The organism is Pseudoalteromonas sp. SR41-8 (assembly GCF_014163915.1).
Taxonomy (GTDB): Bacteria; Pseudomonadota; Gammaproteobacteria; order Enterobacterales; family Alteromonadaceae; genus Pseudoalteromonas; species Pseudoalteromonas rhizosphaerae.
Window position 1 is genome coordinate 1 of sequence record NZ_JACJEE010000049.1, and the last position, 20,548, is coordinate 20,548.

The 20,548-nt window shown below is 40.7% G+C and carries 20 protein-coding genes and 1 riboswitch; of the genes, 11 read left to right on the forward strand and 9 right to left on the reverse strand.

Translation table 11 applies throughout. From position 1 onward, the window contains the following. Window positions 1–55 precede the first annotated feature (55 nt). From thiC to H5162_RS20120, 3 genes are all read right to left on the reverse strand, one after another. Window positions 56–2,008, reverse strand: a complete 1,953-nt coding sequence (thiC, locus tag H5162_RS20110; RefSeq protein WP_220493106.1) for a phosphomethylpyrimidine synthase ThiC — start codon at window positions 2,006–2,008, stop codon at window positions 56–58. Between the two features lie 168 nt (window positions 2,009–2,176). Next, window positions 2,177–2,288, reverse strand: a riboswitch (TPP riboswitch). A gap of 55 nt (window positions 2,289–2,343) precedes the next feature. Then, window positions 2,344–2,745, reverse strand: a complete 402-nt coding sequence (locus tag H5162_RS20115; RefSeq protein ID WP_310736442.1) for an META domain-containing protein — start codon at window positions 2,743–2,745, stop codon at window positions 2,344–2,346. Window positions 2,746–2,869: 124 nt separating this feature from the next. Further along, window positions 2,870–3,265 (reverse strand): thioesterase family protein, encoded by a 396-nt coding sequence (locus tag H5162_RS20120; RefSeq protein ID WP_145234627.1) that lies wholly within the window; start codon window positions 3,263–3,265, stop codon window positions 2,870–2,872. A 120-nt stretch (window positions 3,266–3,385) separates the two neighbouring features. Here H5162_RS20120 and H5162_RS20125 point away from each other — a divergent pair, with 120 nt between their 5' ends. After that, on the forward strand, window positions 3,386–5,479 hold the full coding sequence (locus H5162_RS20125) for a TonB-dependent receptor (RefSeq protein ID WP_182779367.1): 2,094 nt from the start codon (window positions 3,386–3,388) through the stop codon (window positions 5,477–5,479). Window positions 5,480–5,557: 78 nt separating this feature from the next. Here H5162_RS20125 and epmA read toward each other — a convergent pair whose 3' ends face one another. Both epmA and efp read right to left on the reverse strand, forming a co-directional pair. Then, entirely contained in the window at window positions 5,558–6,532 is a 975-nt protein-coding gene (gene epmA, locus H5162_RS20130; RefSeq protein WP_182779368.1) for an elongation factor P--(R)-beta-lysine ligase, read from the reverse strand. Between the two features lie 55 nt (window positions 6,533–6,587). Beyond that, window positions 6,588–7,154, reverse strand: coding sequence for an elongation factor P (gene efp / locus H5162_RS20135; protein ID WP_145234620.1), 567 nt, complete (start codon window positions 7,152–7,154; stop codon window positions 6,588–6,590). A 40-nt stretch (window positions 7,155–7,194) separates the two neighbouring features. Here efp and epmB point away from each other — a divergent pair, with 40 nt between their 5' ends. Next, window positions 7,195–8,208: an EF-P beta-lysylation protein EpmB gene (gene epmB / locus H5162_RS20140; protein WP_182735674.1), complete on the forward strand. Its 1,014-nt coding sequence runs from the start codon at window positions 7,195–7,197 to the stop codon at window positions 8,206–8,208. A 9-nt stretch (window positions 8,209–8,217) separates the two neighbouring features. Here the strand turns inward: epmB and H5162_RS20145 are convergent, their stop codons facing one another. Then, window positions 8,218–8,427, reverse strand: coding sequence for a hypothetical protein (locus H5162_RS20145; protein ID WP_145234615.1), 210 nt, complete (start codon window positions 8,425–8,427; stop codon window positions 8,218–8,220). A 71-nt stretch (window positions 8,428–8,498) separates the two neighbouring features. On the opposite strand from H5162_RS20145, the gene H5162_RS20150 reads away from it, so the two are divergent. Next, on the forward strand, window positions 8,499–8,789 hold the full coding sequence (locus H5162_RS20150) for a prephenate dehydrogenase (RefSeq protein ID WP_145234613.1): 291 nt from the start codon (window positions 8,499–8,501) through the stop codon (window positions 8,787–8,789). A 45-nt stretch (window positions 8,790–8,834) separates the two neighbouring features. On the opposite strand, the gene H5162_RS20155 is transcribed toward H5162_RS20150, so the two are convergent. Next, entirely contained in the window at window positions 8,835–9,332 is a 498-nt protein-coding gene (locus H5162_RS20155) for a DUF3016 domain-containing protein (protein ID WP_182779369.1), read from the reverse strand. Window positions 9,333–9,580: 248 nt separating this feature from the next. Between H5162_RS20155 and galE the strand changes: the two genes are divergently transcribed. Both galE and H5162_RS20165 read left to right on the forward strand, forming a co-directional pair. Continuing rightward, on the forward strand, window positions 9,581–10,594 hold the full coding sequence (galE, locus tag H5162_RS20160) for a UDP-glucose 4-epimerase GalE (RefSeq protein ID WP_182732517.1): 1,014 nt from the start codon (window positions 9,581–9,583) through the stop codon (window positions 10,592–10,594). 105 nt (window positions 10,595–10,699) lie between these two features. After that, a complete protein-coding gene (locus tag H5162_RS20165) occupies window positions 10,700–11,536 on the forward strand; it encodes a DUF417 family protein (RefSeq protein WP_182735676.1) in 837 nt (278 codons plus the stop codon). A 134-nt stretch (window positions 11,537–11,670) separates the two neighbouring features. On the opposite strand, the gene H5162_RS20170 is transcribed toward H5162_RS20165, so the two are convergent. Beyond that, window positions 11,671–12,351 carry a Fe2+-dependent dioxygenase gene (locus H5162_RS20170; RefSeq protein WP_145234605.1) on the reverse strand — a complete coding sequence of 227 codons (681 nt, stop codon included), beginning with the start codon at window positions 12,349–12,351 and terminating at the stop codon, window positions 11,671–11,673. 87 nt (window positions 12,352–12,438) lie between these two features. Next, complete coding sequence (locus H5162_RS20175) at window positions 12,439–14,619, reverse strand: TonB-dependent siderophore receptor (RefSeq protein WP_182779370.1); 2,181 nt, start codon at window positions 14,617–14,619, stop codon at window positions 12,439–12,441. A gap of 335 nt (window positions 14,620–14,954) precedes the next feature. On the opposite strand from H5162_RS20175, the gene H5162_RS20180 reads away from it, so the two are divergent. Genes H5162_RS20180 through H5162_RS20205 form a run of 6 tightly spaced genes read left to right on the forward strand, consistent with a single transcriptional unit; the run spans window position 14,955 to window position 19,876 of the window. Continuing rightward, entirely contained in the window at window positions 14,955–15,719 is a 765-nt protein-coding gene (locus H5162_RS20180; protein WP_182779371.1) for a DUF3450 family protein, read from the forward strand. Beyond that, window positions 15,716–17,026, forward strand: coding sequence for a MotA/TolQ/ExbB proton channel family protein (locus tag H5162_RS20185; RefSeq protein ID WP_145234599.1), 1,311 nt, complete (start codon window positions 15,716–15,718; stop codon window positions 17,024–17,026). Before H5162_RS20180 ends, H5162_RS20185 begins: the two co-directional genes overlap by 4 nt. Further along, window positions 17,019–17,390, forward strand: a complete 372-nt coding sequence (locus H5162_RS20190; RefSeq protein WP_145234597.1) for a MotA/TolQ/ExbB proton channel family protein — start codon at window positions 17,019–17,021, stop codon at window positions 17,388–17,390. The genes H5162_RS20185 and H5162_RS20190 overlap by 8 nt, the downstream gene beginning before the upstream one ends. Before the next feature lie 4 nt (window positions 17,391–17,394). Further along, entirely contained in the window at window positions 17,395–17,799 is a 405-nt protein-coding gene (locus H5162_RS20195; RefSeq protein ID WP_145234595.1) for a biopolymer transporter ExbD, read from the forward strand. 1 nt (window position 17,800) lies between these two features. Then, window positions 17,801–18,463 (forward strand): hypothetical protein, encoded by a 663-nt coding sequence (locus tag H5162_RS20200; RefSeq protein ID WP_145234593.1) that lies wholly within the window; start codon window positions 17,801–17,803, stop codon window positions 18,461–18,463. Window positions 18,464–18,490: 27 nt separating this feature from the next. Then, window positions 18,491–19,876: a lipopolysaccharide assembly protein LapB gene (locus tag H5162_RS20205; RefSeq protein ID WP_182759652.1), complete on the forward strand. Its 1,386-nt coding sequence runs from the start codon at window positions 18,491–18,493 to the stop codon at window positions 19,874–19,876. Window positions 19,877–20,548: the final 672 nt, after the last annotated feature.

Consider the following 20,548-nt stretch of genomic DNA (forward strand, 5'->3'; position numbering starts at 1 on the left):
TAGGTTAACAACATCCTAAAACCTAGTCTCTTCCCTAGTACCTAGCTCCTTTTGGTTAAACCGCTTTATGATAAATCTCTGAGCCGCTTTGTTTAAATTCGGCTGATTTAGCTTGCATCTCGGCTTCAACATCGACCATTTTGATCTCAATAGCATCACCTACGTTGTTAGGATCTATGCCTCTGGCTTCTAGATCTTTAGCGTATTCTCGTACTTCTTGGGTGATTTTCATTGAGCAGAATTTTGGCCCACACATAGAGCAAAAATGCGCTACTTTGCCAGATTCTTGTGGCAGTGTTTCGTCATGGTATTCACGAGCACGAACAGGGTCTAAACCAATATTAAATTGGTCATGCCAGCGGAACTCAAAACGCGCTTTTGATAACGCATTATCACGCTCTTGCGCTCCGGGATGACCTTTGGCTAAATCGGCGGCATGAGCGGCAATTTTATAAGTGATCAGCCCTTCTTTAACGTCTTCTTTATTTGGTAAACCTAAATGCTCTTTTGGTGTGACATAACACAGCATTGCACAGCCATACCATGCAATTTGCGCCGCCCCAATACCAGAGGTGATATGGTCATAGCCTGGGGCTATGTCAGTTGTCAGCGGGCCAAGGGTGTAAAAAGGTGCTTCGTCGCAATGCTTAAGCTGCTCTTCCATATTAGCTTTGATCATATGCATTGGCACATGCCCTGGGCCTTCAATAAACACTTGTACATCGTGTTTCCACGCGATTTTGGTCAGCTCACCTAACGTACGCAGTTCACTAAATTGCGCGTCATCGTTGGCATCTGCAATTGAACCAGGACGCAGGCCATCTCCTAATGAGAAACACACATCGTACTGTTTCAAAATCTCACAAATATCTTCAAAATGAGTATAAAGGAAGTTTTCTTTATGATGCGCTAAACACCATTTCGCCATAATTGAACCGCCACGCGACACAATCCCAGTGACACGTTTTGCCGTCATTGGAACGTAGCGTAATAACACCCCAGCGTGAATAGTAAAGTAATCCACCCCCTGCTCGGCTTGTTCAATTAGAGTATCGCGGAAAATTTCCCACGTTAGATCTTCGGCAACCCCATTTACTTTTTCAAGCGCTTGATAAATAGGCACTGTACCAATTGGCACTGGTGAGTTACGTACTACCCATTCACGAGTTTCATGAATATAACGACCCGTTGATAAATCCATAACTGTGTCAGCGCCCCAGCGGGTTGACCAGACCATTTTTTCAACTTCTTCTTCAATAGATGAGCTAACTGATGAGTTGCCAATATTAGCGTTCACTTTCACTAAAAAATTGCGCCCTACAATCATCGGCTCGGTTTCTGGGTGATTAATGTTGTTAGGTAAAATCGCACGACCACGGGCAATTTCATCACGCACAAATTCAGGAGTAATAAACTCAGGGATACTCGCACCAAACGACTCGCCTTGGTGCTGCTGTGCTAATAACTCTTTTTGAAGTTGCGCACGGCCCATGTTTTCACGAATTGCGACATATTCCATTTCCGGTGTGATAATACCTTGGCGAGCATAATGCATTTGCGTGACATTTTTACCGGCTTTAGCGCGGCGAATTTTTGGGAGATGCTCAAAACGAATATGATCAAGGCCTTCATCTGCCATGCGTTGCTGAGAAAACTGCGAGCTGACTGAGCCTAAAATTTCAGTATCGCCACGGCTTTCAATCCACTGTTCGCGGTACTTATCCAGCCCTTTACGAACATCTAGAGTAAAATCAGGATCTGTGTATGGGCCTGACGTATCATAAACACGCAGTGGTGCATTTGATTCGTACACTGGGTTTTCATCGGTGCCACCGATAAAGGTATCACTCAAAGTAATTTCACGCATACCAACACGCACATTATCTTGCGTACCTTGTACATAAACTTTGTGTGAGCTTGGAAATGGTTGCCCAGTAAGGTTATAAATATAATCTGATGCAGCCGCACGAGTTTCGCGGCGAGACGGTTTATTTGATGTGTTTGACATGACTTACCTCATTGCTAAAAGGGTTGTCTTGTCAGATACTGCTGTGCGATAAAAAGCAACGCAATAGAGAGTAGCAAATGCTACATGGATCGTAGATTGGTGTTACAAAAAAGCACTACCAACCTTGGCAGCCACAGTGCTTATGCCCAAAACTGGCGCACAAGCACCCGTTTTAGGCAGCTTGTTCCCTACGCAGGTGTTAGCCTGATCAGGTTCACGGATCCCGCTTTCGCGATCTCAGCCTTTAAGTTAAAAACTCAAGGCACTCCGACAAGTAAAATTCTATATATTGTTCGCTAACGAGTGTACGTTAGATATTGCAAGCCTGCAAGAGATCAACTTGCGGGAATAAACGCAAATGTTTGCTCGCCATTTAAAACCAATTGCTGATCTTGAATTTGCAGTGGCACACCTTGCTTTAACGCATTTAAAAACTGCAGTTCAAACTCGTCCAACTCATCTCCGCATGATTTACGGGTCATACCTAATTTATTCACAGTTAAATGATTATCATCAAGTTGACCTTCACCAAAAAATTTATTACAACCGGCAAAACCATTGACTTGCAGGGCTTCAATAAAACTTAATGATGCTGAATATGATGCAGGGATTGCTAAACCATCAACCCGTGATAGTTGCCACTTAGTGTATTTTAATTGCTCACTGGTGACTGTCCCTGTCGATGAGCAGCCAATACATAAACCGATTATAAGCATCGGGATTGCTGCTAATTTCATGTAATTACTAACCTAAAACTCAATTGCAACATGATAACAATAAATAACAGTTTATACCGTTAATAATGCATGTTTTTAATGTAAAAAAATGTTCTAAGATAGTAAAAAAGGTGGCACCGGAAAATTACTCAGGCTTAAATAGTAGATCAACTTGATCGGGCAAAAATGGCCGACCTAGCTCATTCACCGCGGTGCCAATCACCAGTGCCTTTAACATCACTTTTTCATCATGCTTTCTTACCACTGTTTGTCGAAAGCCAAACTTTAAGCGACTAATACGCTCAGGCTCTACAGCGACATAAAACTCATCTCCGGGCATTAGTGATTGCTTATAATCCATCTCGCTACGCATTACGACTAAATTAATTTTATCGCGAGTAAGCTGAGCAAAATCAACCCCATTCGCATGCAAAAACTCATGGCGCGCATGCTCTAGGTAATTAAAATACACACTATTATTTACAATGCCTTGTAAATCGCATTCGTAGTCGCGTACTTTAAAGTCAACTTTAAAGGTCATATTTGTATTCCTTATTATGTATACTGTGCGCGTTTATAGCACATAAATATAACTGGTATCACGACTTTAATGAGAATAGTTGCTATCATGCAAGTCCTTAAAATGGAGTTAAGTAATAGAATGAAATTACGCCTGTCTTTAATTACTGCCGCGCTTTTACCTTTGATAAGCGCCCCAGCTTTTGCTGAAGATACTGAACTTGAAAAAATACTCGTCACCGGAGACTTTCAAAAAGAAAGCATTCAAACCCTTAGTGCCAGTGCCAGTTTATTTAGCGAACGCGAAATTAATGACCGAGGTGCTAGTTTTCTAGACGAAATGCTTGCCAGTGCTGCCAACGTAAATTTTACCGCTGGTGCTTCTCGTGGCCGTTACATCCAAATTCGAGGGGTTGGTTTACGCTCACAATTTGTTGACCCTATTAACCCTTCTGTTGGCTTAGTGATTGATGGCATTAATTATTCCGGCTTAGGTGGTAGTTCATTACTGTTTGATGTAAACCAAGTTGAGATTTATCGCGGTCCGCAAGGTACTCGCTTTGGTGCTGATGGTATGGCTGGTATGATCCAAATGGAATCAGCCGATCCAACTTTTGATCCAAGCGTCAAAGTGCAGCTAGGCGCAGGTAACTACAACAGTTATGAAGCGGGTGTTGCCGCAGGTATTGGTATTACAGACAGCACCGCAGTGCGCGCTAGTATTTATCAACGTGAGTCTGATGGTTATGTTGATAACCTATATTTAAACGAGTCAACACAACAGCAAGATGAACTGGTTAGTCGTTTTAAACTACACAGCCAACTTACAGATCATCTTCGCACTGAATTAAGTGTTCATTATATTGATATCAATAACGGCTACGATGCATTTACGCTTGATAATAGCCGTAATAGTGTAGCCGATCACCCAGGCCAAGATAACCAAGAAAGTATCGCGGTAGGTCTTGCCAACATCTACACTGGCTTTGGTTGGTTTGATGTCAGTTTAAACTTATCAGGTATTGATAGTGATTTAGTTTATAGCTTTGATGAAGACTGGGTATGTAACGATATTAATAAGTCGCAGTTATGCGGTGCAGGACTACACCCCGATGGTTATAGCTCAACCGATAGCTACTTTCGAGATCGTCAAGACCAGGCTGCTGAACTGCAATTTAATGGCAAAGGTGGTAACTGGGTTACGGGACTTTATTATCAAGCCCGTAATGTTGATTTAGAACGCCAATACACTTGGCTTGCAGCTCCATTCGCTTCAACTTATGAAACTAGTAATACCGCAATTTACGGCCAACTAGCAACGCCGATTGGTAATAAAACCACCTTAATAACAGGCTTACGCGTTGAGCAATACCAAGGTGATTACACCGATAATAATGGTTTTATTGAAAGTACTGATGATGTGATGGTCGGTGGTAAACTTGCCCTTGAGTATCAAGTCATTGACCGTACCATGATTTATACCAGCCTAACTCGTGGTTACAAAGCAGGAGGGATTAACTCAGAAGCACTCGCCAAAGCAAAAGATGACGGTTTAAACCTTGATGCTGATTTCTTTAAAAACCACACTAGTTTCGCACCAGAGTACCTATGGAGTGGTGAATTTGGCGTTAAAGGTAGCTCTTTAGATGAGAAATTTATTCTACGCTTAGCGGCCTTTTATATGTATCGCGAAGATATGCAGTTAAAAGCCTGGAAAGTGGAAGACCAAAAGTTTACCGGTTATATTGATAACGCCAGCTCTGGAGAGAATTACGGCCTTGAAATTGAAGGCAGTTACCAATTAACTGATGACTTATTTTTCACCGGCAGCGCTGGTTATTTACATACTAAAATCAATGACTTTGTCGCTCAATCTGGTCTAGATCAAGATGGTCGCGAGCAATCACAAGCGCCTAAATACCAGTATGCATTCACGGCTCGCTATAACTTTACTGATGAGTTATTTGCTACAATCGGTATTGAAGGTAAAGATAATTATTACTTCTCAGATAGCCACAACTCGCAGGCACCGAACATTAATTTAGTTAATTTAACTACTGGTTACGAGGCTGAGCAATGGTCAATTCGCGCTTGGGCACGTAACGTATTTGATGAAGAAGTGCCTACACGTGGTTTTGAATTTGGTAACGACCCACGCGAAGGGTATGCAACTCACACATACACTCAGCTTGGCGAACCAATGGTTGCCGGCGTCACATTTATCTACGAGTTATAAAAACGAGTTTCAAGGGATAAGTTAAAAGGTAAAAGCTAGATTACTTTTACCTTTTCTTAACCTTGAATCTTGAGCCTTTTAAGCCCTGCCTACATCAAACGCGATGACTTCTTTTATCGTGTTTTTTTGCGTTGCTAACATCACTAACCTATCAACCCCTAATGCTACTCCTGCGCATTGTGGTAAACCATGCTCAAGAGCGGCAATTAAACGGGTGTCCATAGGCACTTGTGTTAAGTTATTTGCTTTGCGGTATGCATTATCTTCAGTAAAACGTTTAGCTTGCTCCTGTGCATTGGTGAGCTCATTAAAACCATTCGCCAGTTCCATGTTCTGATAATAAAGCTCAAACCGCCCAGCGACTCTAATATCATGCTCACAAATACTCGCCAGTGCGGCTTGCGATGCAGGAAAATGATAAATAAAACAAGGTTTTTGTTGGCCAATTTTTGGCTCAACTTTCATACAAAATAATAATTGTAGTAACGTATCACGGTGAGTTTCATGCTTAGCGATATCAGCAAACCCCTGTTCACAGGCAAGTGTTTGTAACTGTTCAATAGTGGCACTGAGCGGATCAAGTCCTAATGCTTTGGTAAAAGCATCTTGATAGGTTAAACGCTCTGCAGGTGGAACATTTAAGATAAGCTGCATTAATTCATCAATTTCATCCATCAGCGCAAACTCATCAAACCCAGGGCGATACCATTCCAACATAGTAAACTCAGGATTATGATGGCTGCCCGCCTCTTCGTTACGAAATGCCTTACAAATTTGGTAAATAGCACCACTGCCGGCTGCCAATAATCGCTTCATGGCAAATTCTGGTGATGTTTGTAAGTAAAGCGGTAAGCCTTTCGCGAAACCGGGGCCAATAAACTGCGTTTTAAAACTCGCTAAATGAACATCAGTAACACTCGCTGCACTTAAACTAGGCGTATCAACTTCCATAACGTGGCGTTGGTAAAAGAATTCCCGAATAGTGCGTAAAATTGCGGCTCGTTGTGCCAAAGTATTTACTTGTGCGCTTGGTTGCCAAAGATCTGCTGACATATTTTCTCCAAAAAAAATCCCAGCTTAAGCTGGGATTTATTAAGCTATATTAAAGTTACTTAACACGGCTTACATATTCGCCGTTACGGGTGTCGACTTTAATTACTTCACCGATTTGTACGAATAATGGTACACGCACAACAGCACCAGTACTTAGCGTTGCTGGCTTACCACCAGTACCTGCTGTGTCGCCTTTAAGACCAGGATCTGTTTCAGTGATCTCAAGCTCTACAAAGTTAGGTGGTGCAACAGCTATTGGATTGCCGTTCCACAAAGTAATAGTACATACATCATTTTCAACTAACCATTTACCAGCATCGCCAAGCGCTTTTTCATCAGCTGCGATTTGTTCAAATGTTTCGTTATTCATGAAATGCCAAAACTCACCATCAGTGTAAAGATACGCAAGATCGGTATCCATTACATCAGCACCCTCTACTGACTCACCTGATTTAAAAGTTTTTTCAAGTACTTTGCCAGAGATAAGTTTACGAATACGAACACGGTTAAACGCTTGGCCTTTACCAGGTTTTACCATTTCATTTTCTAAAATACTGCAAGGCTCGCCGTCCATCATAATTTTTAGGCCGCCCTTGAACTCGTTGGTGCTATAATTCGCCATCGTTTCCTCTATCTAATAATTTCGAGTAATCTACCTACCAATGATACAAAGAAATGAAGCAAATTTGCATATAAACTGGCAAAAAGAATTAGCTAATGTTGTTACTTGCCCACGCACCTTGCTAGAAATGCTAGGTTTATCAAGCATGGCCGACGAAAAAGACCTCAAAGCACGAGCTCTTTTCCCGGTACGTGTGCCTGTGCCTTTTATCAAAAAAATGCGTTATGGCGATATTAATGACCCATTACTGCTGCAAGTCATGCCGCGCCACCAAGAGTTTATCGCTAAAACAGGTTTTGATAAAGATCCATTAAAAGAGCAAAACAACGCTCAACCAGGATTATTACACAAATATAAATCCCGAGTTTTAGTGATGTTTAAAACTGGTTGCGCCGTTAATTGCCGTTATTGCTTTCGTCGCCATTTTCCATACCAAGAAAATCAGCTAAATAAACGCAGCTTAATTGCAGCGCTCGATTACATAAAATCGGATGCTAATATTAACGAGGTGATTTTAAGTGGTGGTGATCCGTTAATGGCCAAAGACGACGCAATTAGTTGGTTTATGGATGAGCTTGAACAATTACCACAAATTAAACGAATGCGAATTCATAGCCGCCTACCGGTGGTGATCCCATCTCGCATTACTGACCAATTGTGCGAACGTTTTGCAAAGTCTCCACTTAAAATTGTGTTTATTAATCACATTAACCATGGCAACGAGATTGATGATGATTTTAAAGTGGCAATGCAAAAACTCAAAAAGGTAGGTGTCACATTGCTCAATCAAGCGGTGCTATTAAAAGATGTAAATGATACCAGCGAAGCGCAAGTCGCATTAAGCGAAGCGTTATTTGATGCCGACGTACTGCCTTATTATTTATATTTACTTGATAAAGTTGAAGGAGCGAGTCATTTTGATATCGACGAATCACAGGCACGCAAAATCATGGCCGAAATGCTTATCGCATTGCCAGGATTTTTAGTACCAAAGCTGATGCGCGAAATCGGCGGTCAAAAAAGTAAAACGCCGATTGACCTCAAGCTTTTATAAACACAAGACTTAAACGTATACGTTAACGTTATTGCCAAGCGAAGCTGTAACTGATTTTGCTGGCGTTTGTGCAGCGCTCGAACTAGCGGCACCTTCAATAAGTGCCAGTGCTGCTGCACCATCCGCTTTTTGCTGTTTTTTTGCCAATGCTGCGCTGTATACTTCGCCACTTTGACCCGCGCCACTCATGGCCGGTAGATTTCCACCTGATATATTCATAGCTCATACCTGACTTTTTAGCTTATTACCCGTATTATATCGGCATTGCGGTCTAAAGCTTTAGGAAAAAAATGGATTCAATTATTGAACAACTCAATGCCAACTTAAAAATTGTTTATCGCCAGTCTCTTGACGCAGATAAAAAATTAGATGAGTTGCAACAACAAGGCTTAGGTAAATTTACAGCGTTATTTCCTGCCGATGCTGGTTTTACCTTTGAAGCAAAACGCTTCAAACCTTATGTATTAGATGTAGCTGCAGATGTAGAAAGCTTAAGTTCAGAAGGTTTTAGTGAAGAAAAGCTAAAAACCACTGTTATTAAATTACAACAGTTACTGCAATTACTCGCAACGTTCAAGTAACTATAAAAGCGCTATCATTAAACTGTAGCGCTTTTTACTCTTAATTTAGCTTGGGGTAACAACTGGCAGTAATTCTTTATCAAACCAATCAGTGATCAAACGTTTATCATAGTAAAACTGTTCATCACGGCCCATTTTAATTTTATCCATAAAGCCCATATCTTTTAATTCGACTTTATCGCTTTGACTAATCACGTTACCGTCTTTATCAGTAACCGAATATTGAAACTCAATGCGTGGAAAATAAATTGGTTTTACAATACGTAAATCATTCATACCGCCAAAGCGTACATCACCGGCTAAATCCAGCTCAGTCACTTCAACATTAAACTTATATCCTTCGGGCAACTTTTCTGCCAGTTTATTAAAGTGCTTTTCAAAACTGCTCGCTACATGTTTATGGAAGGAGCCCTTAGGTTCATTTGAAGGACGTACATCGCGGTAGTCATTGAAGTCTTGCCATTTAACGACAGCTTCTCCTGCTTGAGCAAATACAGGCAGTACAACTAACATAGCCATCGCTACTTTTTTAAATGTATTCATTGTCTATCTCCAAAATGCCCTTGGGCTAATATAGTTGAAATAATAGCACTAACAACTTAACTATAGCTTAATACTATTTAGTCTCATTGTTATCATTTATGTAAAATATGTAACCAGACACCAGTTAACTATGATTAATTGATACCGTAACATCATGGAACAACAAAAAGATCAGATAAAGCATGTATTGAAGTGCTATTTATGATGAAATTACAACTATACACCTTCACCTTATATATGGAGATTTCATGACAATTTTAGTAACAGGTGGCGCGGGATACATAGGCTCACACACTGTTGTTGAATTATTACAACAAGATAATGATGTTGTTATCATTGATAATTTAAGCAACTCGAGTGTGGAATCACTTGAGCGTGTAAAAAAAATCACTGGTAAAACTGTAAACTTTTATCAAGGTGACATCCTTGATAAAACATTTTTGGCCAGCGTTTTTGCAAAACATACGATTGAGAGTGTTATTCATTTTGCCGGTTTAAAGGCTGTAGGTGAATCAATGGTGAAACCCATTGAGTATTACCAAAATAACGTGCAAGGTACGCTGACTCTCGTTGATGCTATGCGCGATGCAGGTGTGTTTAAACTCGTATTTAGCTCATCGGCAACAGTATATGGTGATCCAGCAAGCCTACCAATTCAAGAAGATTTCCCGGTAGGTGGCACTACTAATCCATACGGCACATCAAAACTGATGGTTGAAATGATGTTACAAGACATCGCTAAATCAGATGAGCGCTTTGCATTTGCAATTTTGCGTTACTTTAATCCCGTAGGTGCGCACGAGTCAGGCCTAATTGGTGAAGATCCCAATGGTATTCCAAACAACTTATTACCTTACATAGCGCAAGTGGCAGTGGGTAAATTAAAGCAGCTGGGTATCTTCGGCGATGACTATGATACGGTTGATGGTACTGGTGTGCGTGATTACATCCATGTTGTTGACTTAGCGCTTGGTCATTTAAAGGCACTTAATAAAATAAACCAAGATACCGGTGCCCATGTTTACAATCTTGGCACCGGTAATGGTTATTCGGTGCTACAAATGCTCAACGCATTTAGCAAAGCCTGTGGTAAAGATATTCCGTATCAGGTATCACCTCGTCGCCCAGGTGATATTGCAGCTTGTTATGCAGCGCCTGAAAAAGCTCTTAGTGAACTTGATTGGCAAGCAGAGCGTGGTATCGATGTGATGATGAAAGATACGTGGCGTTGGCAAAGTAACAACCCAAATGGGTATAAATAGCAAAACTTAAACCAGCTTCAATAAGCTGGTTTTTTTATATTTTTTGAAATAAAAAGTCTCGTTTACCACTCTTTTACAGTATCTATATTTAATCACCTATCAAAAATGCAACCAACCTATACTCGTTACAGTATTCATTCACTGCTAATTATTAGCTTATCGCTATTGGGTCTTAGCCTCTTATTAGGAGCAGGGGTAAATAATGTGCATGCTATTTTCAATTTTTATCAATTAGCCAATGTAATCCCTAAAACTGGGCAATCAATACTCGCTGGAGTGGCTTTTTTAGTAACCGCTTTATTTATTATTTTAAGTTTAAAACAATCACGTTTTCAGACCCCTGCTTTTGTTAGCCTGATCACTCTTGCCGTTATACCGCTTGTTACCTTATTAAGTGAAAGCCGCTGGATGACTGACTTAGGTGGCTTCCCAATTATAGGCTCTGGGCAAGGTATAATTAAGTACACCGCACTTGTTTCTCTCGCTATTTACCTTTATAAACCGCAGCGCTTGTCAGCTCAAGGCATGGTAATTTTGAACTTCTTTCCTGTTGCATTAGTGCTTATTTGGATTGGTGGTATGAAATTTTACGAGTTTGAAGCAAATGGAATTATATCACTGGTATCAACCTCTATTTTTATGTCTTGGTTATATACCTTATTTTCAGTGCAAACAGCGTCTAATCTAATTGGTGCGTACGACATCTTTTTTGCTTTAGCACTCGCTTTGGCTATCATTAAAAAGCATCCATTAGCCATTTATGTTGCGGCTCTTGGCTGCAGTGCCGTATTTTTAATGACGCAGACATTTTTATTCTCAGCTGAAGGAGCTTTTGACAGCTCAACACTACTTGCAAGATTAGGCCTTTTTGTTATTAAAGACTTATGGTTTATCGCAAATTTACTGGTAATTGTTAGCTTTGCAAAAAAAAGTCTTAATTAACTACTATTTCAATAACATATTTAATAATGTGCATTGTAAGATCTAAAAAGCGCTATCACTTAACCAATCGTGGTAGCGCCTTATAAATATATACTTTTATATTTTGAGTTTAAATACACATCACTACAACCTGTTTACGTCTGTGCCCATTGCCTTAATAAATTATGATACACACCAGTTAACCTAACAATCTCAGGGCTATCGCTGACTTTTTCGCGCAAGCTTTGAATCGACATATCCAACTCAAATAGCAAACCACGCTTTTCATCGCTATTAACCATGCTCTGCAACCAAAAAAATGAAGCTAAACGTCGCCCCCGAGTTACGGGAGTGACTTTATGTAAACTGGTTGATGGATACAACACCATACTACCTGCAGGGAGTTTTACTATGTGAGAGCCATAAGTATCTTCAATAACGAGTTCGCCACCATCATAGTCTTCTGGTTCGCTCAAAAATAACGTCATTGATAAATCCGTACGAATTTTCACTGGTGTGCCAGGTACTTGTCGAATCGCATTATCAACATGAATACCAAACGATTGGCCACCTTGGTAACAGTTAAATAAAGGTGGAAAAATTTTTGCAGGCAACGCCCCTGACATAAATAGATCACTGCGAGCCAGAGCGCCCATAACTATATCACCGAGCTCTTTGGCTGCAGCGCTTTGCTCAGGTAATTGTAAGTTATTTTTGGTCTTAGTTGATTGATAACCTGCGGTAACACTGCCATCAGTCCATTGCGCGGCCAATAAAACATTACGGCAATAAGCGACTTCATCAGCACTGAGCAAGTCTGGTATTTTTAATAGCATGGAAGTTCCCAAATCTTAAAAAAACAGGCTAATAAGCATTAACCTGTTTAATAAGCTTTAACCTATTCAACAAACATTAGTTTGTAATTAGAAAGAATAACTAGCCGTTAGTGTAAAATAACGACCTCGACCAGGAATAAAGTGTCCGCCACCTAGTTTATCTTCATAATCTTCATCCGTTAAATTCTCACCATTAAACTGAATGCTTAACTGCTCAGTTGCTTGATAAGAAAGCATCATATCGAACAAAACATAACTATCGGCTTTACGACTGGTCGCTGAATTACCATTATAACGCCCACCAATATATTGTGCGCCAAAACCTGCAGCTATCGCGTCGCTAAAGTCATATCGAGCCCAAACACTGTAGCTATTTTTAGGTGCTCGAGCCAAGTTATGCCCAACATCACCATCAACCGTAGATTCAGTAACTTCGCTATCTTGATAGGTATAAGAACCGATAATACTTAATTCGTCAGTGATAATACCTGTTGCAGACAACTCTAAACCTTGCACTCGTTGCTCACCATCAAGCACTTCAACACCACGCTGATCACTATTAGGATCATCCACGCGCGCATTAGTTTTAACCGTTCTAAAAATAGCGGCACTGGTCATCAACTTATCATCAAGTAAATTCCATTTAGTGCCTAACTCATAGCTTTGGCTCTTCTCCGGATCTAACTCACTTGAATTACCACGAGTAGATACTGCAATGCCTTCAGCCGATGGGTTATACGAGTTACCTGCACCAAAGTAAATGCTGCTATTTTGACTTGGCTTATATACGGCAGATGCGTTCCAACTAGTCATGGTATCGCTAGTTGAGATCATTAATGCTGGATCCTTGTAATCATACTGATAATCGCTATCGTACTGCTCTGAACGTAAACCCGCAGTTAATTGCCAATATTCATTAAATGTAATTGTATCGAATGCATAAATTGCACGGGTTTTAGCAACCGCTTCAGTACTAGTGCCATCACGACCATACTCACCAGTGTAAGGTAAATAAGCATCTGGGTTGTATAAATCATTCAGCGCTGGTTCGTTCTTTAAATTATCAGCTACCAATGCAGTTACATTCCAACGGCTAAATGTCTCGTTAGTTAATTCAACACCAGTAACCACATTATGTTTTACACCAGCAAAATAGTACTCACCAACTAAATCAAGTTGCAGTGTTGCCAATTCATTGCGCGTATCACGATTTTTAACGTCGCTCATTCTGATATCAGTTGTTGTTTTTACATCAATAAAACGCGGCGCTGTTACTGTATCTTTTCGCTCTACACGGCCAATGCGACCTTGGGCACGTAGCATGGTTGTTTGCGACAAGTCATACTCGTACTTTGCAGTTGTTGAATACGCTTCGATATCTTCAAAATCACGATATACGTTACCGTAAAAATTAGTGAAATTCACCGGTGGCGCTGCATTTTCGCTACCAGCAAGTTCAGCAACAGGGCTAGAACCAACCCACGGAATACCGTAATCAGACATATTATCTTGATTCTGATAATCAGCATTAAGATTAAAACGGCTATTGGTTCCTAAACCAGTCGCAAACGAAACCGCGACTGCTTGTTTTTCTTTTTCAACATGATCACGCCCAGCAACATCCCCTTTATCAACCAGTAAATTGACACGTAGCGCTGATGTTTCAGCCACTTTAAAGTTACTATCTATTTGCGCGCGGTAATCACTCTCTGTGCCTAAACGCAGCGAAGCATCATTAAATTCATCCAACGTCGCCGTTTTTGTAGTTAAGTTAATACTACCGCCCGTTGAACCTCGACCTGTTGTTGCTGAGCTTGGGCCTTTTGCAACTTCGATTTGCTCAACGTTATAAGTATCACGGTCGTACCCGGCAATATCACGAATACCATCGATAAAAATATCATTGGCAGCACTAAAACCACGAATAGATAAACTGTCACCAGCTGGCGCACCGCCTTCACCCGCCGCCAATGAAATACCCGAAACATTACGTAACGCATCTTGCAAACTATCTACATTTCTATCTTTCATCACAGCTTTGTTAATAACCGTTATTGATTTTGCAGTATCAACCAACGGCTGGGTGTTCTTTATTGATGATGATTTTTCAACTTTATAGCTTTGTTCCGATTGCGTTTTTGCTTTGGTTACTGATAGCTCTTGTATATTTTCAGCTCCTTGAGCAGACGCCCAAGTTGATAAAGTTGCGGTAACAAAAGCAGCCAGCGGTTTTATATAAGTTCGGCGTTTATTAGTCATTTTACCCATTTTAGCTCCATTAGCAGGGAACTTGCTAACACGTTGTTTTTGTAGCAAGTCATTTAAGCACGTTGATTTAAGTTCGGCGGAATCCTAGCACTGAGTAATATTAATGTAAATGCGAAATGTTATCACTTGTATTATTTTGTCAATCATTGTACTATTTTTCACACTTTTAAACTTACGTAACGCGACTGTAAATGCACAGTAAACTTGGGTGCATGAGTGGCGTAAAAAATTAAGTTTAAGCGCTTAAAAATCAAGGTTTTTAATTTTATAAAGTTAAAGCCAGAGCTTGGCTTTGTACTGTAAATGGTTATTACTTTTAGGGCATTACTTAGCATATGCAACGTTTTATAAAATCTGTTGGGGCAGTTATTTTACTAAGCTCATTCTCAAGCTTAGCTGATCCGGTTAGCGAACTTGAAAACCTCGTTAATCAGTGGTTACAAATAGAACAACAAACTAGTGAGTTAGAAACACATTGGCTAGAAAAAAAAACCTCGATGCAACAAACATTAATCTTACTCGATGCAGAGCAAACACAACTCAAACAGCTAAACCAGAATCGTCAAAAGAACACCTCTGAGCTGGCAGAAAAGCGCACTGCGCTAATTCAAAAACAAAGCCAGCTTGAGACCGATGAAAACGCGCTCAATAGTCAATTAATCCAGCTCAGCCAGCAATTGCGCTCACTGCAAGTACAATTACCTCCCCCATTACTGGCGAGCTGGCAAAGTATTGGCGATCTAGATAACGAAAGCCTAGATGCGAATGAAAAGCTACAAATTGCTTTAAAAATGCTTGGCCAATTGGCTGATTTTCAAAACCGAATTTCAATTCATGAAATGGCAATCAGTAATAGTGAAGGCAAAGAAATATGGGTAAAACAGCTTTATTTGGGTGCCGCACAAGCATGGTTTGTTAGTAATGATTTAAGTTATGCGGGCATTGGCTTCCCTTCTGAGTTAGGTTGGCAATGGCAATTTGATACTGAAATTGATGGCGAGCAAATTGCCCACGGTATCGCTGTACAAGAAAAAAAACAAGCAGCTCACTGGCTTACCTTGCCTGTATTTAGCTATGCAGCTAAGGAGCTGACGCCATGAAACGATTCTGTACTTTTTTGTTTGTTACACTACTGAGTTTTAGCCAAGTAGTAACAGCCGCGACTGCGGATGCTGCCAAACAACAATTACTAACGGATATTAAAACGGCGCAGAGCGTTTTAAATAAAGCACAACAGCGGATTGCCAAACAGCAAACAACTATGGCACAACAGATATTTGAAAAACAGCAAGCACTTAAAAAAGAGCGTGAGCAAGCGACACTCAATCGCCGTTTAGCTGATGAAGACACATTGAGTTTAACCCAGCTACAAACACGCTTAGATAGCTGGCAACAACAACAGCAATATCGGCTAAATTTACTCAACCGATTTACTCGTCAATACGCTCAGCAAGCGCAAAGTAAAAACGATCAACAAGCACTTTTGAATGATGTAGTCGCGGTGATAGAGCAGCAAACCGCGGCATTATATCCAGAGTTTAAAAAACAAAATATAGTATTGAAAAATGGCGAGCTCACCGCAGCTACAACATTACAAGTAGGTCCCGTGACTTGGTTTAGTGTTGCACAGCCAAAACTAACCGGCCTGCTTTCATCAGCAGCTAACGCTGCAGTACCAAAAGTAGCTATAGTTCAATCACGTGATGAGAATAACCCATTTGATATCGCTTACTCACAAGTAAATACAAACTCAGCTAAGATCGCAGCTTCTTTAACATTTGATCCAAGTTTAACCCGCTTAGTTGCCAGTCAAGCGCAACAAGAAGGTGCAGTTGAACATCTTGAAAAAGGTGGCTTATGGGCAATCCCTATCATTTTATTTGCATGTTTTGCATTATTAATTGCGCTATTCAAGGCATATCAATTATTTAGCCTTAGTAAGATCAAAGCGGTCTCGACGCTGACTTTACAAACTGCGTTTAATCAACCTGAGCAACACAGCTTCAGCGGAATGCAAGCAACACTGTTTCAACTCTCTGTTGATAGCAACATAGGACAAATAAGAGATGACCAGTTATTTAATCAGCTGATGCATAATAAACACAAGCTTGATAACTACATTGGCGCAATCGCGATCACTGCATCGGTAGCACCGCTACTGGGCTTATTGGGCACAGTCAGTGGCATGATTGAAACATTCAAAATGATGACGTTATTTGGCTCTGGCGATCCAGAAGTAGTATCTGGTGGTATTGCCCAAGCTTTGATCACTACCGAGCTTGGCCTCGTTGTTGCCATACCAGCATTAGTACTCAATGCGCTACTATCGCGTAAAGCTAAAGCCTATTACACCCAACTTGAAGCGTTCGCACTGCAACTTAGTCAACTTGAGGTGAAAAATGTTTGAGCAACTGTTCGATAATTTTATCTGCTGGCTTATCATCCTATTAGCGCTATTTGTTTATCAGCTCATTTGGCACGATATCCTGCATTTAAAACAATATAAACTGCAACGCCAAGGTTACTGGCACGACGTCAGCTCTATTTTGACCGCTGCGCTGCCATTACTTGGTTTATTAGGCACCATTATTGGTTTACTCGATACATTTAAAGTGATGTCGCAAGGCGAAAACGAATTAATGAGCGAAGCGATAAGTAATGCTCTACTCACTACACAACTGGGGTTAGTCTGCGCAATTCCTGCATGGCTGATGCAAGCTTACTTGCTGTACGTAACACGTAACAGTGCTATCCAACAGCAAGCGAGCTAAGCCAATGCAAGCACGTTTAAAACAACGCCTAGAACAACAATCTGCGCATCATATTGATATGTCACCACTATTAGATGTGGTATTTATACTATTGATTTTCTTTATTGTAACCACCGTTTTCGTTCGCGAAAGTGGGGTCGAGGTTGATAAACCGCAAGCCGTCTCAGCAAGCAAATTAAAGCAACAAGTTATTTTTCTTGCCATAACTGATAGTCAGCAGGTTTACTTTGACGGTAGCCAAATTGGCGTGGCCGGTGTGCGCAGCAGCGTAGAGCAAATGCTAAAACAACAGCAAAGACCGGTAGTGATCCAAGCTGATAAAACCGTACCAACTGAGCTATTAGTAAAAGTAATAGACGAAGCAAAACTTGCTGGTGCAGCAACCGTTAACTTAGCGACCCAGCAATAATATGCAAAATAATATACTCGCATCACAACCTGCAATAGCTAATAAACGTCATCCGTTTTTTGCTTTTATGTTGAGCCTAACGGTACTTGCATGCGCATTAGTTTTACTTTGGCTTGGCCAAATTGCTGAGCACGTTATCAACGACAAAGTTATCGTTCGCGAAGTTGCTTTAGTGCCTCAGCCTCCACCTCCGCCACCAACCGTGACGCAATCAGCTGTGACAGAGCCGATGCAAAGCCTCGTTGTCGAAGGTGCGGGTGCAACTATTCAAGCCATTAATATAAAAATTGAAAGTAAAATTTCGCTTAGTAAACCAACCCTTGCAAATATGCCAATTGCGACTCCTGAATTTCAATCTATCGAAGTTAATTGGGATGCCTTTAGCTTAAATCAACTAGATGGTTTACCCACGCTACTCACTCCCGTAAAAGCAGTATTACCTAAAAAGTTAACTCGCCAAGGTGTGAGTACCTTCATCGTGAAGCTCGATGTTTTTATCGATGAAAATGGCCGATTAAGCTTAATTGATGTTATACAAAACCCGTACCCTGAGCTAAAGCCTGAAATAGATAAGATCATTAAGCAAAGTCGGTTTAGTTCACCAAAAAAAGACGGTGAAATAGTGAGAGCCAGATTTATTTGGCCCATTGAATTTAAACCTTAGTAAAGCCAGTATTTAAGTGAAAATACAATGAAAAGATTAACAACAAAAAAATGGTTAACGTGTTTAGCTATCGTGCCATTAACCTTTTATATGACTGCCAGCCAAGCAACCTCATTGCAGGTAAAACTACAGCCAAGCGATCCACACTGGCAGTTGCTGATCAATAATAATTTACTGAGCCCAACAGATATAAAAATCGAAGCTAATGAACGCAGCTTCGCCCAGCAACTAAAACCACTATTACAACAAGGTAACTACCAAGCTGTAGCTGATCTATTTACACAACGTGAATTAGGTAACGATAGCCCTGCGTTACAACTTTTACGTGGCCAAGTTTTGTTAACCTTAAAACAGTTTGCAGGAGCTGAGCAGGCGTTAAAGGCTAGTTTATCAAGCATGCCAGATTTAGTTAAAGCTCATCAAGGTTTAAGTCTGCTCTATATGCAGCAAGGTAATTATCAACAAGCACAGCCACATCTAACCCGCTGTATTGAACTTGGCCAAGCTGATGCGCAAGTCTATGCGCAACTTGCCTATATTCATGTACAAGCTGAGCAACCTTGGAGCGCAATTGCAGCTTATCGTCAGGCATTAATGCTTGAGCCACAGCAAGCAGAATATCAACAAGGGTTACTATTTTCACTAATTGCTGCAGGCGATCTAGGTCAAGCCCAAGCTCTGCTAAAAGAGCTATTAAATGCATCCCCTAACAATCCAGAGCTTTGGCTACAACGTGCACAAATTGCCTTACAACAAGACAACAATAAACAAGCTTTGGCAAGTATTGAAGTAGCTTTAAAGCTGGCACCTAGCAATGCAAGTAATCAATTACTTGCAGCACAACTTCACCTTACACAAGGTAGCTACTCACGCTCTGTTGAATTGTTAAGTAATGCATTAGCAAGCACTCAGCCAGCTCAAATAGCAGAAGCTAGCGAGATTAGTATGCAAACCCTAAATTGGCTTATCGCACAAAAAAAATGGCAGCTAGCCAAGCAGCTCGTTTCGCAACTAAACCCTTTCATAAATAAGTTATCAAAACAATCCCGCGCAGAGTTTTCAGTTTATACCGCTCAGCTAGCAATTGAGCAAGGTAACTTTAAACAAGCTCAAAAGAGTTTACATAAAGCATTAACAATCGACCCAAATCTTGGCGATGCACTGTTAAGCCTGGCAAATATCTATCAGCAACAAAACCAACTGACACAAGCAAGGTTAATGTATGTACGAGCACAAGCTTTACCTGAGTACCAACTCTCTGCATGGTTAGGCCTCGCGCAAATTGAAATTGAAAATAAAAACTACAAAGAAGCATTAAGCCAGCTTAAAAAAGCACTTAACGCCAATCCACAAAGGCAAGACTTACTCACCAACATTCGCGCTCTTGAAGGACTGATCCAACGAGAAGGTTAATAGTTAACAGATTTATACCAATCGTGTTAGGTTACTGACCATTTATAGCGACAGATAAATACAGTGATAACAAGGCGTAATTTTCTACATGTAGTTGTTTTACTTGAATAAATTATAACGCAGTTAGCACTTTATTTAGCTCGCTAGAATGGTTAAATATTTAAGTCGATTGGCATAAACTACCCATCAACGATCACACCGTATGACGTCCCGCCTGCGTCGCTTTTGATATTAATTCCCATGTGTTGCGTCATGAAATCTTTATTGACGATAGGGCACTCAGCGCTTCTGTTTTACTATTACTTAGGCACACTACACCAAATAAGTATCCATACTCAAATTGCTTTAAAGGTAGATGCTCTGGGATGTGAAGGAGCGTTTGTTTGATGAATAGGAATACACATGCCGTGGAGCATAGGATTGCAAGAGCGGTCACTACTGAGTTCGGCATGGGGTCTTGGCTTGGTGTTTTAACTTTGTTCCAGACGTAAAAAAGCCCGACTATTGCTAGTCGGGCTTTCTCAATTTGGAGCTTGGTGATGTCATAGTGCCCACAGCGGTAGAGAGCCACATAGCAAATGTATAGAGTCGGCATTAGGCGCTTATTCTTTTCCTTTTACCTGATGCCTTTTACCTTTCACCTGCATTTTCACTTTCCTGCAGACAACAAAA